Genomic DNA, 16,487 nt, shown 5'->3' on the forward strand with positions numbered 1-16,487 from the left:
CCCAGCACGCCCCGGGCCCTGAGCACCACGACACAACTCCCGCACGCCGAGCGCCGGTTCTCTTCGACCGCACGCGCCGCCCGTGCTCCTCTCAGTCGTCACTCACCCTGGAGTCCCGTGATGGACACCCCGCTCAGCACCATTGCCGTCGTCGGCCTCGGCACCATGGGAACCGGCATCGCCGAGGTCCTGGCCCGTGCGGGCCGCGAGGTCATCGGCATCGACATCAGCGAAGCCGTCGCCCGTCAGGCCGTCGCGTCCCTGGAGGCCTCCACCGCACGCGCCGTGCAGCGCGAGCGGATCACTGAGCAGGAGCGGCGCGACATCCTCGCCCGCTTCCGCACGTTCTCCGATCTCCAGGCCGCCGCGGACGCGGAGCTGGTCATCGAGGTCGTGCCCGAGTCCTACGAGATCAAGCAGCAGGTCTTCCGGGAGCTCGACGCCGTCGTCTCCCCCACCGCGATCCTCGCGACCGGCACGAACGCCCTGTCGGTGACGCGGCTGGCCGCCGAGTCGCAGCACCCCGAGCGCGTCCTCGGCCTGCACTTCTTCAACCCGGCTCCCGCGATGAAGCTCGTCGAGGTGGTCTCCTCCGTGCTGACCGCGCCGACGGCCGTGGAGACCGTCACCCGGCTGGCACGTGAGCTGGGCAAGGAGCCGGTCGCGGTCGGCGACCGCCCCGGATTCGTCGCGGACGGGCTGCTGTTCGGCTACCTGAACCAGGCCGCCTCCATGTACGAGGCGAACTACGCCTCCCGTGAGGACATCGACGCGGCGATGAAGCTGGGCTGCGGGCTGCCGATGGGCCCCCTCGCCCTGCTCGACCTGATCGGCATCGACACGGCCCGTACGGTCCTGGAGGCCATGTACTCGGCGTCCCACGACCGGCTGCACGCACCCGCCCCGGTGCTCGGGCAGCTCAGCGAGGCGGGTCTGACCGGCCGCAAGGCGGGCCGCGGCTTCTACACGTACGACGCCCCCGGCGGCCAGACCGTGGTGCCGGACGCCCGGACCCCCCTGGCCGACGCGGGTTCGGTGGCCGGGCGCGAGGTGTCCTCGGTCGGTGTCGCCGGCTCCGGGACGATGGCTTCCGGCATCGCCGAGGTCTTCGCGAAGGCCGGGTACACCGTGGTGCTCGCCGCGCGCAGCCAGGAGAAGGCGGACACGGCCAAGGCCCGGATCGCCAAGTCGCTGGACCGCTCCGTCTCCAAGGGGCGGCTGACGGCCGAGGCGCGCGAGGAGACACTCGCACGGGTCACACCGGCCGGGTCCCTGGACGCGTTCGCCGAGGTCGACCTCGCCGTCGAGGCGGTCGCCGAGGACCTGGACATCAAGCAGCAGCTGTTCGCGACGCTCGACAAGGTCTGCAGGCCGGGTGCGGTGCTGGCCACCACGACCTCCTCGCTGCCGGTCGTGGCGATCGCGAAGGTCACCTCGCGTCCCCAGGACGTCGTCGGGATGCACTTCTTCAACCCGGCGCCCGCGATGAAGCTCGTCGAGGTGGTCCGCACCGTGCTGACCGCCGACGACGTGCACGCCACGGTGCGCGAGGTCTGCGTGAAGGTGCGCAAGCACCCCGTCGACTGCGGGGACCGTGCGGGCTTCATCGTGAACGCGCTGCTCTTCCCGTACCTCAACAACGCGATCAAGATGGTCGAGGAGCACTACGCGACGCTCGACGACATCGACGCGGCGATGAAGCTGGGCGGCGGCTACCCGATGGGTCCGTTCGAGCTCCTGGACGTCGTCGGGCTCGATGTCTCGCTCGCCATCGAGAAGGTTCTGCACAGCGAGTTCCGCGATCCGGGCCTGGCCCCGGCGCCGCTGCTCGAGCATCTGGTGGCCGCGGGCTGCCTCGGCCGCAAGACGGGGCGCGGCTTCCGCGAATATGCCCGCCGCTGAGGCGGGAGCCGGGTGGGGCGGGCTGCTCGGGCCCTCGGGCGACCCGCCCCCACAGGCGCACTCTCCTGCACGGATGAGTTACGTTCACACCATGTCGCAGCCTGCCAGGTCCACCCGTTCCGCCGCCGCGCCCGACGCCACGGAGAGTGCCGCAGGTACCCGTGCCGCTGCCCAACGGCTCAAAATGCGCCGCGAACTGGCCGCCGCGGCAATGGAGCTCTTCGCCACGAAGGGGTACGAGGCGACGACGGTCGACGAGATCGCGGGCGCTGCCGGGGTCGCCCGGCGTACGTTCTTCCGCCACTTCCGCTCCAAGGAAGAGGCCATCTTCCCGGACCACGACGACACCCTCGTCAGGGCCGAGGCCGTCCTCAATGCCGCCCCGGCGCATGAGCATCCGCTGGACACCGTGTGCCGCGGCATCAAGGAAGTCATGCGGATGTACGCGGCGAAGCCGGCGGTCTCGGTGGCGCGCTACAAGCTGACCCGTGAGGTCCCCACGCTCCGGGAGGCGGAGATCGCCTCGGTGGCCCGCTACGAGCGGCTGTTCACCCGTTATCTGCTGGGCCATTTCGACGAGCGCGACCATCATGTGGGCAATGACGACCCGTTGCTGGCCGAGGTGGCCGCGTCCGCCGTGGTGACCGCGCACAACCATGTGCTGCGGCGCTGGCTGCGGGCGGGCGGCCAGGGCGATGTGGAGGCCCAGCTCGACCACGCCTTCGCCATCGTGCGGGACACCTTCGGGACGGGGATCGGCGCCGGACGGACCGCGGGGAGCGAGCCCGCGAAGGCCCCGGTCGCCTCCGTGGCGACGGAGGGCGAGGTGCTGGTCGCGGTGGCGCGGACCGATGCACCGCTCGACGAGGTGATGCGCACCATCCAGCAGGCCCTCAAGGACCGCTGAGCGGGCGTTCAGCTCTCGGCGGGCTGCGCGGGCTCCCCGGCATGCCAGGGCAGGGGGGCGCCGTGCTCGCTCCATGCGTCGAGTCCGGCCAGGTCGACGCAGACGATGCCGCACTGCTCCGCGTACTCGAGAGCCGGTTCGGTGAAGGCGCCGGTGGTGACGACGACGGCCGTCCCGGCCTCGTGGACGGCGTAGCACGTACCGCCGAAACGCTGGAGATCCTGCGAGCCGACCTTGTTCTCCGACGTGTACCTCTTGCACTGGACGACCAGGCGGCGACCGTCGGGCGTGGTACCCACGACATCGGCCCCCAGATCTCCGGCACCGCCGACGACTTCGGCGTCCGCGCAGCCGTCCCGGCGGCAGAGGGCGGCGACAGCCTCCTCGAAGTCGTACGGGTCCATGCCCTCCCAGTCGACCTGCTCGGGGCGTTGTACAGGCTCGGGGCCGGCTACGGGCCGGTCCTCCAGCGCGGTGTCCACCACCTCGTACGCGGCGTCCAGAGCCGCCGACGCCGCCCTGGCGGCCACCCTGCGGTTGCGGCGGCGACGCAGGAGCGCCACCGCCCCGGAGACCACCGCGACCACCGAGAAGCCCGCGACCACCGGATGCCGTTCGGCGCTGTCCAGGGCCGTGCGGAGGGTCAGCCCGGCACCGCAGACCAGTACGGCGACGAGAGCGAAGCCGAACGCCGTCCGGCGGACGCTGAATTCGGACCTGCGGTCTCTTCGGACGTGTCCGCCCACCTGTATCGGCATCGGGTGCCCCACCCCTGTTCATCGTGTCCGGATCAAGATCACTTCCGTCTGCCCCCGCCCGCCCCGTTGACGCACCCGTCCGGGGAAACCCGATGGCCCGGCGGCGCAGCGCATGGTCGGATGCGCGGATGGAACCCCGGAGCACACTGGCCCTCTTCGACCACGAGATGCGTGAACACGCCCGCCCCGACGGCCCCGGTGTACGGGTCGAACGCACGGGAGACCTCGTACGGCAGACCGGCGGCGCCGACGACTGGAACGGTGTCGTCTGGACCGCTCCGGATCTCGGTCCCGCACAGGCGGACGCGGCGATCGCGGCGCAGGTGGAGCACTACACCTCACTCGGGCACGACGTGTTCGAATGGAAGCTGTACGCACACGACAGCCCCGCCGATCTGGGCGGGCGGCTGGCCGCGGCCGGTTTCGAGGCCGAGCCGACGGAGACGCTGCTGGTCGCCGAGGTGGCGGAGCTGTCCCTGTCCGTGGAGCTCCCCGCAGGCGTCGAGCTGCGGACCGTGACCGACGCGGCCGGGGTGGAGCTGATGGTCCGGGCCCACGAACTGGCCTTCGGCACCGACGGCTCCCGACTGCGCCACCAGAGCCTGACCAGGCTCTCCGAGGCCCCCGACACCTTCGTGGCCGTCCTGGCCGTGGCGGGCGGCGAGCCGGTGAGCTCGGCCCGGATGGAGCTGTATCCGGGAACCGGCTTCGCCGGACTCTGGGGCGGCGGGACGGCGGCGCCCTGGCGGGGCAGGGGCATCTACCGGGCGCTGATCGCCCACCGGGCCCGTATCGCCGCCGAGCGCGGCTACCGCTACCTGCAGGTCGACGCGACCGACGATTCGGCCCCGATCCTGCGCCGGCTCGGCTTCACGGCCCTGAGCACGACGACCCCGTACGTCTACCGCACCACGCCGTAACCGCTCCACCTACGGGAGCAATCAGACATAGCGCCCATCATATTGCTCATGCGTGCCGTACAGATGACAAGTGAGAGAAATTGTTGGCACTCGGTGCCTTGCCACCTGTCACGGAGTGCCATACGTTGAAGGTGTCCGGGCGGCCGGCGTGCAGAGACCTCTCGTACGTCGGCTGTCCCCGCAATCCACCGTGTCTGCGCGCCCGGACGCCTGCGTCACAGGCAACCCTTCTGCTCCACCGAGCAGGCCGAAGCACCACCCCGCCGAACCGACGGCACACCTCCACACCGCACCGCCCCCCTGTCCACAGGGGTCCCTCCAGCGTTCCCTCGGCGTTGGAGACCCGATCTGCCGGAGGCATCACCGTGAAGGAAATCCTGGACGCGATCCAATCGCAGGACAGCACTGCCGCGGACTTCGCGGCCCTGTCCATCCCCGAGTCGTACCGCGCGGTGACCGTGCACAAGGACGAGGCGGAGATGTTCGCCGGGGTCGCCAGCCGCGACAAGGACCCGCGCAAGTCCCTCCACGTCGAGGACGTGCCGGTGCCCGAGCTCGGCCCGGGCGAGGCCCTCGTCGCGGTCATGGCCAGCTCCGTGAACTACAACTCCGTCTGGACCTCGATCTTCGAGCCGGTCTCGACCTTCGGCTTCCTGGAGAGGTACGGCAAGCTCAGCGACCTCAGCAAGCGCCACGACCTCCCGTACCACGTCATCGGCTCCGACCTCGCGGGCGTCGTGCTGCGCACCGGTCCCGGCGTCAACGCCTGGAAGCCCGGCGACGAGGTCGTCGCGCACTGCCTGTCCGTCGAGCTGGAGTCCTCCGACGGCCACAACGACACGATGCTCGACCCCGAGCAGCGCATCTGGGGCTTCGAGACGAACTTCGGCGGACTCGCCGAGATCGCGCTCGTGAAGTCCAACCAGCTGATGCCCAAGCCGGACCACCTCAGCTGGGAGGAGGCGGCGTCCCCCGGTCTCGTCAACTCGACGGCGTACCGCCAGCTCGTCTCGCGCAACGGCGCCGGCATGAAGCAGGGCGACAACGTGCTGATCTGGGGCGCGAGCGGTGGACTCGGCTCGTACGCCACGCAGTTCGCGCTGGCCGGCGGCGCCAACCCGATCTGCGTCGTCTCCAGCGACCAGAAGGCGGAGATCTGCCGGAAGATGGGCGCGACCGCGATCATCGACCGCAACGCCGAGGGCTACAAGTTCTGGAAGGACGAGCACAACCAGGACCCGCGCGAGTGGAAGCGCTTCGGCAAGCGCATCCGTGAGCTGACCGGCGGCGAGGACGTGGACATCGTCTTCGAGCACCCGGGCCGCGAGACCTTCGGCGCGAGCGTGTACGTGACCCGCAAGGGCGGCACGATCGTCACCTGTGCCTCGACCTCGGGCTACAACCACGAGTACGACAACCGCTACCTGTGGATGTCCCTCAAGAGGATCGTGGGCTCGCACTTCGCCAACTACCGCGAGGCCTGGGAGGCCAACCGGCTGGTGGCCAAGGGCAAGATCCACCCGACGCTCTCCAAGGTCTACTCCCTCGAGGACACCGGTCAGGCCGCGTACGACGTGCACCGCAACCTCCACCAGGGGAAGGTCGGCGTCCTCGCGCTGGCGCCCCGCGAGGGCCTGGGCGTGCGCAACGAGGAGCTCCGCGCACAGCACATCGACGCCATCAACCGCTTCCGCAACGTCTGAGGTTCATCGATGACCGAACGTCAGAAGGACCGCCCGTGGCTCATGCGGACGTACGCCGGTCACTCGACCGCCGAGGCGTCCAACGAGCTCTACCGGCGCAACCTCGCCAAGGGCCAGACGGGTCTGTCGGTCGCCTTCGATCTGCCGACGCAGACCGGGTACGACCCCGACCACATCCTCGCCCGCGGCGAGGTGGGCCGGGTGGGCGTGCCCGTCTCGCACCTCGGTGACATGCGGCGTCTGTTCCAGGACATCCCCCTGGAACAGATGAACACCTCGATGACGATCAACGCCACCGCGATGTGGCTGCTGGCGCTCTACCAGGTGGTCGCGGAGGAGCAGGGCGCCGACCCCGACAAGCTCCAGGGCACGACGCAGAACGACATCGTCAAGGAGTACCTCTCGCGCGGGACGCACGTCTTCCCGCCGGTCCCCTCGCTGCGGCTGACCACCGACATGATCACGTACACGGTCAACCGCATCCCGAAGTGGAACCCGATCAACATCTGCAGCTACCACCTGCAGGAGGCGGGAGCCACTCCGGTCCAGGAGATCGCGTACGCCATGTCGACGGCCATCGCGGTCCTCGACGCGGTGCGCGACTCCGGACAGGTGCCCGAGGAGAAGTTCGGCGAAGTCGTCGCCCGTATCTCCTTCTTCGTGAACGCGGGCGTCCGCTTCATCGAGGAGATGTGCAAGATGCGCGCCTTCGGCCGCATCTGGGACCGGGTCACCCGCGAGCGGTACGGCATCGTGAACGCCAAGCAGCGGCGCTTCCGCTACGGCGTGCAGGTCAACTCCCTCGGGCTGACCGAGGCGCAGCCGGAGAACAACGTGCAGCGCATCGTCCTGGAGATGCTGGCTGTCACGCTCTCCAAGGACGCCCGCGCCCGCGCCGTGCAGCTGCCCGCCTGGAACGAGGCACTGGGGCTGCCGCGTCCCTGGGACCAGCAGTGGTCGCTCCGCATCCAGCAGGTGCTCGCCCATGAGAGCGACCTGCTGGAGTACGAGGACATCTTCGCCGGGTCGCACGTCATCGAGGCCAAGGTGGAGGAGCTGGTCACCGAGTCGCTCGCCGAGATCGACCGGATCCAGCAGATGGGCGGCGCGATGGCCGCCGTCGAGTCCGGCTACCTCAAGTCGGAGCTCGTCTCCTCGCACGCCGCGCGGCGCGCACGGATCGAGGGCGGCGACGAGAAGATCGTCGGCGTCAACATCTACGAGACGACGGAGCCGAACCCGCTGACCGCCGACCTGGACGCGGCGATCATGACGGTGGACCCCGCCAACGAGGCCCGGGTGGTCGCGGCCCTGCACGAGTGGCGCGACAACCGTGACGAGGCACGGGCCTCCGAGGCGCTCGCCGCGCTCAAGAAGGCCGCGGCCGGCACCGAGAACATGATGGAAGCGACCGTGGAGTGCGCCCGCGCGGGTGTCACCACCGGCGAGTGGTCCTGGGCGCTGCGGGACGTCTTCGGCGAGTTCCGGGCCCCGACGGGCGTCTCGTCGGCGCCGGTCGCCGTGACGGCCGAGGCCGGCACCCCGCTCGCCCTGGTCCGTGAGAAGGTCGCGCGCACCGCCGACGACCTGGGCGTGGGCCGGCTGCGCCTGCTGGTGGGCAAGCCGGGCCTGGACGGACACTCCAACGGCGCCGAGCAGATCGCCGTACGGGCCCGTGACGCGGGCTTCGAGGTGGTCTACCAGGGAATCCGGCTCACGCCGGAGCAGATCGTCTCGGCCGCCGTCGCGGAGGACGTGCACTGCGTCGGCCTGTCGATCCTGTCCGGCTCGCACGCCGAACTGGTGCCGGACGTACTGACCCGGCTGCGCGAGGCGGGCGCGACCGACATCCCGGTGATCGCGGGCGGCATCATTCCGCCCGCGGACGCCGCCGCACTGATCGGGGCCGGCGTCGCCGCCGTCTTCACCCCGAAGGACTTCGGTATCACGGAGATCATCGGCCGTATCGTCGACGAGATCCGGAAAGCCAACAAGCTCGACCCTCTGGAGGTCCCCGCATGACCACGCCCGTGAACCGTCTGCGTCCGCGCCGCTCCTGTCTGGCCGTGCCGGGCTCGAACCCGCGGTTCCTGGAGAAGGCCCAGGGCCTTCCCGCCGACCAGGTCTTCCTGGACCTGGAGGACGCCTGCGCTCCGCTCGCCAAGGAAGGCGCCCGTCACCACATCGTCGACGCGCTCAACAACGGCGACTGGACGGGCAAGACCCGGGTCGTGCGCGTCAACGACTGGACGACGCACTGGACGTACCGCGATGTCATCACGGTCGTCGAGGGCGCGGGCCCGAACCTCGACTGCATCATGCTGCCGAAGGTCCAGGACGCCCAGCAGGTCGTCGCGCTGGACCTGCTGCTGACCCAGATCGAGAAGACGATGGGCTTCGAGGTCGGGAAGATCGGCATCGAGGCGCAGATCGAGAACGCCAAGGGCCTGGTGAACATCGACGACATCGCCGCCGCCTCGCCCCGCCTGGAGACGCTGATCTTCGGCCCGGCCGACTTCATGGCCTCGATCAACATGAAGACCCTGGTCGTCGGCCAGCAGCCGCCCGGCTACCCGGCGGACGCGTACCACTACATCCTGATGCGCATCCTGATGGCGGCCCGTACGCACGACCTCCAGGCGATCGACGGCCCGTTCCTGCAGATCCGCGACGTGGACGCGTACCGCGAGGTCGCGGGCCGTGCCGCGGCGCTGGGCTTCGACGGCAAGTGGGTGCTGCACCCCGGCCAGGTCGACGCGGCCAACGAGGTGTTCTCGCCCTCGCAGGAGGACTACGACCACGCCGAGCTCATCCTCGACGCGTACGACTGGTGCACCTCGGAGGAGGGCGGCAAGAAGGGCTCGGCGATGCTCGGCGACGAGATGATCGACGAGGCCAGCCGCAAGATGGCGCTGGTGATCGCGGGCAAGGGACGCGCGGCCGGCATGCAGCGCACCTCCAAGTTCGAAGCCCCGGAGGCCTGATCATGCAGTTCGGACGCACATACGAGGAGTTCGAGGTCGGTGCTGTCTACAAGCACTGGCCCGGAAAGACGGTCACGGAATACGACGACCACCTCTTCTGCCTGCTGACCATGAATCACCACCCGCTGCACATGGACAGCAACTACGCCGAGAAGACGACGGATTTCGGAAAGAACGTCGTCGTCGGCAACTACATCTACTCGCTGCTGCTTGGCATGTCGGTGCCGGACGTGTCCGGCAAGGCGATCGCCAATCTGGAGGTCGAGTCGCTGAAGCACGTCGCGCCGACCTTCCACGGCGACACGATCTACGGCGAGACGACCGTGCTCGACAAGACGCCGTCGAGGTCCAAGAGCGACCGCGGCATCGTCTACGTCGAGACGAAGGGCTACAAGCAGGACGGAACGCTGGTCTGCGTGTTCCGCCGCAAGGTGATGGTCCCCACCGAGACGTACATCAAGGAGCGGGGCGGCGAGCAGCCCGGCCGCCCGGAGCTGGTCCAGCCGCCGCAGAAGAACGTGGAGAAGTAGCCATGAGCCGACTCGCGCAGACCGCCGGTCTGACCGATATCCAGCAGGAAATCCTCTCCACGGTCCGGGATTTCGTCGACAAGGAGATCATTCCTGTCGCGACCCAGCTGGAGCACCGCGACGAGTACCCGACGGAAATCGTCGAAGGACTCAAGGAACTCGGCCTGTTCGGGCTGATGATTCCCGAGGAGTACGGCGGTCTGGGCGAGTCCCTGCTCACCTATGCGCTGTGTGTCGAGGAGATCGCCCGCGGCTGGATGAGCGTGTCGGGCATCATCAACACGCACTTCATCGTGGCGTACATGCTCAAGCAGCACGGCACGCAGGAGCAGAAGGACACCTTCCTGCCGCGGATGGCACTGGGCGAGGTGCGGGGCGCCTTCTCCATGTCCGAGCCGGCACTGGGCTCCGATGTCTCCGCGATCACGTCCAAGGGCGTCAGGGACGGCGACGAGTACGTTCTGAACGGCCAGAAGATGTGGCTGACGAACGGCGGAACGTCCACTTTGGTGGCCGTCCTGTGCAAGAGTGACGAAGGACACCCCGAGGGCACCGCCCCGCACAAGTCGATGACGACCTTCCTTGTGGAGAAGGAGGCGGGCTTCGGTGAGGTCCGCCCCGGTCTCACCATCCCGGGGAAGATCGACAAGATGGGCTACAAGGGCGTCGACACGACCGAGCTCATCATGGACGGACTGCGCATTCCGGCCAATCGCGTGCTGGGCGGCACCACCGGCCGAGGTTTTTACCAAATGATGGACGGTGTCGAAGTCGGCCGGGTCAATGTCGCCGCACGTGGCTGCGGTGTCGCACAGCGTGCATTCGAACTGGGTGTTTCGTACGCCCAGCAGCGCCATACGTTCGGAAAGCCGATCGCCCAGCACCAGGCGATCCAGTTCAAACTGGCTGAAATGGCCACCAAGGTCGAAGCAGCTCATGCGATGATGGTGAATGCAGCGCGCAAAAAGGACTCCGGGGAGCGAAACGACCTGGAGGCAGGGATGGCGAAGTACCTCGCATCCGAGTACTGCAAGGAAGTCGTCGAGGACGCCTTCCGTATCCACGGCGGCTACGGCTTCTCCAAGGAGTACGAGATCGAGCGCCTCTACCGTGAGGCACCGATGCTGCTGATCGGTGAAGGTACCGCCGAGATCCAGAAAATGATCATCGGTCGCCGGCTGCTCGAGGAGTACCGGTTCCAGGGCTGAATGTCCCCTTCAGGGTGATTTGGTGGCGAAGAACATCACACCGAGTCACCCTCGTCCGGAGCCTTTCAGCTGTCCGACTCGGCTGCTGGCTTGCCCAGTTGCCGCTCGCACCCGATAGCATCGCCGGAAAGCCGCCGTCCCCCCGTTGCCAGCGCGGCATCATCCGCTACGAAGGTCATCCATGCCCGACAGCCAAACCACTGCACCACGCGGCGGGGTCCGCCTTGCGCGCGGAGCATCGCCGTGGCTCCTCCCGACCGTCGCCACCGCGGCACTCAGCCTCACCCGGGCCCGCAGGTCCGGGCGCTGGGCCGCTGTGGCCGTGCCCACCACCGCGCTCGCGGCGGGCATGCTGTGGTTCTTCCGTGACCCCGAGCGCGAGATCACCCAGGGCCGCGTCATCTCGCCGGCCGACGGTGTGGTGCAGAGCATCATGCCGTGGAAGGACGGGCGCACCCGCGTCGCGATCTTCATGAGCCCGCTGAACGTCCACGTCAACCGGGCCCCCCTGGCCGGCACCGTGACATCGGTCGAGCACATCCCGGGTGGGTTCGTCCCGGCGTTCAACAAGGAGAGCGAGAACAACGAGCGCGTTGTCTGGCACTTCGACACCGAGCTCGGCGACATCGAGATGGTGCAGATCGCGGGAGCGGTCGCCCGTCGCATCGTCCCCTACATCCCGCAGGGTACGAAGGTGGAGCAGGGCGAACGCATCGGTCTGATCCGGTTCGGCTCGCGCGTCGACATCTACCTTCCGGAAGGTATCGATGTCGCGGTCGAGGTCGGACAGGCCACCACCGCGGGGGTGACTCGAATTGACCGTGATTGATCCTGATACACAGGCCGGCTGGGTACCGGAGGCCGAGGAGGATGCCGACTCCGAGGACATGCCGCTCTCGATGCGGCTGTCGATAGCGGACACCCTCACTCTCGGTAACGCCACGTGCGGATTCATGGCGGTGTACTTCACCACCACGGGGATCCTCATCCCGCACCTCACCGGCAGCGACGAGTCGGGCATGGCCCGTCACTCCGCCGCCACCGCGGTGATCCTGATGCTCATGGCCGCGGTGTTCGACCTCTTCGACGGGCTCGTGGCACGCAAGCTGCGGTCCTCGCCGATGGGCGCGGAGCTGGACAACCTCTCCGACCTGATCAGCTTCGGGCTCGCCCCGGCCTACTTCGTGCTCGTGTACGGGATGGTCGCGGACGACGCGCACCAGCGGGTGTCGGCGCTCGCGGCGATCGTGGTGCTGCTGGCGGTGGTGCTCCGGCTTGCGAGATTCTCCTGCGTGACGCTGAAGGACGGCATGTTCCAGGGCATGCCGAGCCCCTTCGGGGCGCTCACGGTCGTCTCGATCGTGCTCCTGGAGCTGCCCTTCGTGCCGACGCTGCTCGCGATCGTCGGAGTGGCGTGGCTGATGGTGAGCCGGGTCGAGTACCCCAAACCGCGGGGTGTCCTCGCGGTGGCGATGCTCGGCTGGATCGTGGCCGCGATGGGGCTGCTCGCCGCATGGGCGTTCGACGCCCCCGGCGGCCAGCTGCTCCTGCAGACCGGCTGCGCGCTGCAGGTCGTGCTGGGTGCGGTGATCCCGCTCTTCGCCACGGCGCGGCGGGTGAACACCTTCCGCGACAACCGGCGCGAGGCACGGGCGGCGCAGCTCCCGTAACGCACGGCACAGACAGTCACGAGGGCCCGGATGCTCCCCAGCATCCGGGCCCTCGTGCGTGCGGTGACCGTCGGGCTCAGCGCACCTTGCGCACCGGCAGGATCGCCAGCGCGCCGCCGAGGCACACCAGTGAGGCCGTGACCAGCAGTATCGAGTAGTTGTGCCCGCCTCCCACGGAGATGAGCAGCGCCCCGAGCGCGGGAGCGAAGATCTGCGGAGCGGACATCGCGATGTTGAAGATCCCGAGGTCCTTGGAGGGGTTCTCCGGGTCCGGCAGCACATCGATGACCAGGGCCAGGTCGACACCGAGGTACGTGCCGAAGCCGAGGCCCAGGACGATCTCCGCGCAGTAGAACAGGGCGATGGTGTCGGAGCGGCTGAGGATCAGCATGCCGGCGCCGAAGAGCACCGCGGCGACGGCGATGAACGGCTTACGGCGGCCGAAGCGGTCCGAGAGCCATCCTGCGGCCTGTGCGGAGCCCATCACGCACAGTCCGTAGATGAGGACTCCGGTGGCCAGGGTCTCCGTCGCCTCGGCGGCGGTGAGCCGCATCTCGTGCTGGAGGTAGATGAGACGGAAGGTGGTGAACATCCAGTTGGCAAGGGTCAGCAGGAAGCGCGAGAGCCAGGCCCAGGCGAAGTCCGGGTGCTGCTTGGGGTTGACCCAGTAGGTGTTCAGGACGGCTTTGAAGCCCTCCCGCGCGGGCTTCTCCTCCAGCGGCTTGTCCGGCAGGACCAGGACGTAGCCGATCACCAGGAGGACGCCTATGACGCTGGGGACCAGGAAGAGCAGCAGCATCTGATCGGTGAAGGACCTGGCGATCCAGGTACCCGCGGTGGGCGCCAGATTCTGCATGATGCCGAGCAGCCCGCTGATCTTGCCTCGCTTGTGCTCCGGGACGTTGTCGGCGACGGTCGCGACAAAGGCGGCCAGCGCCCCGTTGGCGGACGCGGAGGCGATGACGAAACCGACCGTGACGACGGCGATGCTGCTCGCCGTCGCGATGATCATCAGCCCGATGAGCAGGCCGAGCATTCCGAGGACCAGCCACGGCCTGCGGCGGCCGAAGCGGCTGGTGGTGCGGTCGCTGAGGCGCCCGAAGAACGGGTTCGCCAGCATCGCGGCCACCGCGCCCGTCGTGGTGACGATGCCGAGCGAGGTCACCTGGTCGTCCTCGGGGACGATCGACTGCACCTTGAGCTGCAGGCTGACCAGGATGGGTGTCAGAAGGGCCAGGAACAGGCCGAGCTGGCCTGCCGCCATGCCGACGACGAGCCGGGGCCGGGGGGTCTGCGCGGGGGCGGTGTGCTCGCCGGGTGGGGGCGCGTCCTTGGTGCTGCCGAGGGTGTCCGTGGTCACGGTGAGGACTGCTTCCTGTCGAGGGGGGAGGGTGTGCGCGGTGGGGTCACGAGTGGCTGAGGTGGCGGTCCGCGCCGACCGTGCGCAGGGGTCCAGTCAGTTCGATGTCGGCACTCAGCCGGATGTCGCCACTGGAGGAACCGAGCATCAGCCGGAGGGCGCCGGGCTCGACGATGCGCTGCCCGTCGCCCGAGGAGTCCTTCGTGTAGGAGGTCTGGTCCGCGTGCACCCGGAAGGACACCGGGGCCTGCGCGCCGGGCTCGAGGTCGACGGTGGCGAAGGCGGCCAGCTGCTGCGTGGGGCGGGCGACCTGGGCGACCGGGTCGTCGTAGTAGAGCTGGACGGTCTCCCGGCCCGCGTAGGCGCCCGTGTTGCGCACGAGGCATGAGACCTCGATGAACCCGTCGGTGGGGACGAGCCCGCCATGGGCGACCCGCAGGTCCTCGTAGCCGAACGTGGTGTAGGAGATGCCGTGCCCGAAGGGGTAGAGCGGCGTGTTGTCGAGGACGCTGATGCCGTCGCTGTGGCGGCCGAGGGGCGGGTTGAGGTAGGTGCCCGGGCTGCTCCCCGGGGTGGCCGGGATCTGGACGGGCAGCTTGCCGCTCGGGACGGCCCGGCCCGACAGGACGCGGGCCAGCGCGGGACCGCCCTCCTCGCCGGGCATGAACGACTGGACGACGGCCGCACAGCGCTCGGCAAGACCTCCGAGAGCGTAGGGGCGGCCGGAGACGACGAGCAGGACGACCGGGACGCCGGTGGCCAGTACCTCCTCGACCAGCTGTGCCTGTACGCCGGGAAGTTCGAGGTCGGGGGCGTCGCACCCCTCCCCCGAGGTGCCGTTCCCGAACATCCCGGAGCGGTCTCCGACGACGACCAGCGCCAGGTCCGCCGAGCCGGCGGCACGGACGGCGGCGGGCAGGCCGGAGCGGTCGTCGCCGCTGACCGCGCAGCCCTGCTCGTAGGTGAAGGTGATGTCCGGCAGCTCGGCGGTGAGCGCCTCGCGCAGGCTGGGCAGGGCGAGGCCCGCCGGGTGGCCCGGGTGCTTGGGCAGGACGTGGTTGGGGAAGGAGTAGCAGCCCAGGAAGGTGCCGGAGTCATCGGCGCCGGGGCCGATGAGAGCGATGCCGGGCGTCCGGGCGGCGTCCAGGGGCAGAGCGGCACCCTCGTTGGCCAGCAGGACGACGGAACGCTCGGCGACCGTGCGGGCGAGCGCACGGTTGGCCGGGGAGTCGAGGTCGACGGGAGTACCGACCCCGGCGTCCGCCTCCGGGCTGTAGTCGGCGTCCAGGAGGCCGAGCCGGAGCTTGTGGCGCAGGACGCGTTCGACGGCCCGGTCCAGGAGCTCGGGCGCGACCTGCCCGGCGTCGAGCTGCTGGGCGAGAGGGTCGCCGTAGCAGCGGGTGTTGGGCAGTTCGACGTCCATGCCGGCGCTCAGGGCGACGCGGGCCGCGTCCGCCTCGTCGGCGGCGACCCGGTGCATGGTGTGGAGGAACGCGATCGACCCGTAGTCGGAGACCACCGTGCCGGTGAACCCCCACTGCTCGCGCAGCACGGTCGTCAGGAGGTGCTCGTCGGCGCAGGCGGGGACACCGTCCTGGTCGGTGTAGGTGTTCATCACCGAGCCGACAGCCCCCTCGCGCACGGCCATCTCGAAGGGCGGCAGGATGACGTCGGCCATCTCTCGGGCGCCGATGGAGACGGGCGCGTGGTTGCGGGCACCCCGCGAGGCCGCGTGCCCGGCGAAGTGCTTGAGCGTGGCGATGACGCCCTGGGACTGCACCCCGCGGACATAGGCGGTGCCGATGAGCCCGGTCAGGTACGGGTCCTCGCCGAGAGTCTCCTCGACTCGGCCCCAGCGGTAGTCCCGTACGACGTCCAGGACCGGGGCGAGCCCCTGGTGGACGCCGACAGATCCCATGTCACGGCCGATCGCCGCGCCCATCCGCTCGATCAGTGCGGTGTCGAAGGTCGCGGCCCAGGCCAGGGGCGTGGGGTAGACGGTGGCACCGAAGGCGGCGAATCCGGTCAGGCACTCCTCGTGGGCGATGGCGGGGATGCCCAGACGGGTGGTGTCGGTCAGCAGCCGCTGCAGGCGTACGAGTTCCGCGCGGCCTTCCTCGGGGGTGAGCGGGCGGGTGCCGTAGGGACGGGTGAGGTGGCCGATGCCGTGGGCGAGGGCGTCGGACTCGCCGGACCGGGCGGCGAGGGCCTCCTCGATCGGGGCGACCCGGGCGTCGCCGCTGCCGACGTTGGCCTTGGCCCAGTAGCTGCCCAGCTGGGCCAGCTTCTCGGCCTGTGTCATCGCGGCCATGAGGGCCTCGATGCGCTCGTCGGCGCCCAGCGATCGGTCGTTCCAGTGGTTCATGGGTCTCCTGCTCCCGGCCCGTGGATGCCCTGCACCGCGTCGGGGGTCGGGGAGGCAGGCCGGATAAGTTCACACCATTGACAAAAAGGTGCGTGCAGCATGCACAGGAGAAAAGATCCAGGTCAAGAGGTTGCGTATATCATTTTCACTCATCCGGAATGAATAATTCCGGGCATGCCG

13 protein-coding genes are annotated in these 16,487 nt (G+C 69.2%); 10 read left to right on the forward strand and 3 right to left on the reverse strand.

The annotated features are described in order from the left end of the window. Window positions 1-120: 120 nt before the first annotated feature. Both ACFQ6X_RS25100 and ACFQ6X_RS25105 read left to right on the forward strand, forming a co-directional pair. A complete protein-coding gene (locus ACFQ6X_RS25100; RefSeq protein WP_383184610.1) occupies window positions 121-1,902 on the forward strand; it encodes a 3-hydroxyacyl-CoA dehydrogenase family protein in 1,782 nt (593 codons plus the stop codon). A 91-nt stretch (window positions 1,903-1,993) separates the two neighbouring features. Beyond that, window positions 1,994-2,809: a TetR family transcriptional regulator gene (locus ACFQ6X_RS25105; protein WP_329205835.1), complete on the forward strand. Its 816-nt coding sequence runs from the start codon at window positions 1,994-1,996 to the stop codon at window positions 2,807-2,809. An 8-nt stretch (window positions 2,810-2,817) separates the two neighbouring features. Here ACFQ6X_RS25105 and ACFQ6X_RS25110 read toward each other — a convergent pair whose 3' ends face one another. Continuing rightward, on the reverse strand, window positions 2,818-3,567 hold the full coding sequence (locus ACFQ6X_RS25110; protein ID WP_383184611.1) for a restriction endonuclease: 750 nt from the start codon (window positions 3,565-3,567) through the stop codon (window positions 2,818-2,820). 128 nt (window positions 3,568-3,695) lie between these two features. Between ACFQ6X_RS25110 and ACFQ6X_RS25115 the strand changes: the two genes are divergently transcribed. The 8 genes from ACFQ6X_RS25115 (at window position 3,696) to pssA (ending at window position 12,582) form a co-directional block, all read left to right on the forward strand. Next, a complete protein-coding gene (locus ACFQ6X_RS25115; protein ID WP_383184612.1) occupies window positions 3,696-4,487 on the forward strand; it encodes a GNAT family N-acetyltransferase in 792 nt (263 codons plus the stop codon). Window positions 4,488-4,852: 365 nt separating this feature from the next. Then, window positions 4,853-6,190 (forward strand): crotonyl-CoA carboxylase/reductase, encoded by a 1,338-nt coding sequence (gene ccrA / locus ACFQ6X_RS25120; protein ID WP_383184613.1) that lies wholly within the window; start codon window positions 4,853-4,855, stop codon window positions 6,188-6,190. A 9-nt stretch (window positions 6,191-6,199) separates the two neighbouring features. Beyond that, window positions 6,200-8,212, forward strand: a complete 2,013-nt coding sequence (locus tag ACFQ6X_RS25125; protein WP_383184614.1) for a protein meaA — start codon at window positions 6,200-6,202, stop codon at window positions 8,210-8,212. Continuing rightward, window positions 8,209-9,174, forward strand: a complete 966-nt coding sequence (locus tag ACFQ6X_RS25130) for a CoA ester lyase (protein ID WP_351171463.1) — start codon at window positions 8,209-8,211, stop codon at window positions 9,172-9,174. The genes ACFQ6X_RS25125 and ACFQ6X_RS25130 overlap by 4 nt, the downstream gene beginning before the upstream one ends. Before the next feature lie 2 nt (window positions 9,175-9,176). Continuing rightward, window positions 9,177-9,704, forward strand: coding sequence for a MaoC family dehydratase (locus tag ACFQ6X_RS25135; RefSeq protein ID WP_329205844.1), 528 nt, complete (start codon window positions 9,177-9,179; stop codon window positions 9,702-9,704). Between the two features lie 2 nt (window positions 9,705-9,706). After that, window positions 9,707-10,912 carry an acyl-CoA dehydrogenase family protein gene (locus ACFQ6X_RS25140; RefSeq protein WP_329205845.1) on the forward strand — a complete coding sequence of 402 codons (1,206 nt, stop codon included), beginning with the start codon at window positions 9,707-9,709 and terminating at the stop codon, window positions 10,910-10,912. A 181-nt stretch (window positions 10,913-11,093) separates the two neighbouring features. After that, the gene (locus ACFQ6X_RS25145) at window positions 11,094-11,741 is read left to right on the forward strand and encodes a phosphatidylserine decarboxylase (protein WP_383184615.1); all 648 of its coding nucleotides are present in this window, start codon (window positions 11,094-11,096) and stop codon (window positions 11,739-11,741) included. Further along, window positions 11,728-12,582: a CDP-diacylglycerol--serine O-phosphatidyltransferase gene (gene pssA / locus ACFQ6X_RS25150; RefSeq protein WP_383184616.1), complete on the forward strand. Its 855-nt coding sequence runs from the start codon at window positions 11,728-11,730 to the stop codon at window positions 12,580-12,582. The genes ACFQ6X_RS25145 and pssA overlap by 14 nt, the downstream gene beginning before the upstream one ends. Window positions 12,583-12,658: 76 nt before the next feature. On the opposite strand, the gene ACFQ6X_RS25155 is transcribed toward pssA, so the two are convergent. Both ACFQ6X_RS25155 and ACFQ6X_RS25160 read right to left on the reverse strand, forming a co-directional pair. After that, window positions 12,659-13,942, reverse strand: coding sequence for an MFS transporter (locus ACFQ6X_RS25155; RefSeq protein ID WP_383184617.1), 1,284 nt, complete (start codon window positions 13,940-13,942; stop codon window positions 12,659-12,661). 46 nt (window positions 13,943-13,988) lie between these two features. Then, window positions 13,989-16,307 carry a glycoside hydrolase family 3 N-terminal domain-containing protein gene (locus ACFQ6X_RS25160; protein WP_383184618.1) on the reverse strand — a complete coding sequence of 773 codons (2,319 nt, stop codon included), beginning with the start codon at window positions 16,305-16,307 and terminating at the stop codon, window positions 13,989-13,991. Window positions 16,308-16,487: the final 180 nt, after the last annotated feature.

The sequence above is a fragment of the Streptomyces sp. NPDC056452 genome (genome assembly GCF_042796085.1).
Classification (GTDB): Bacteria; Actinomycetota; Actinomycetes; order Streptomycetales; family Streptomycetaceae; genus Streptomyces.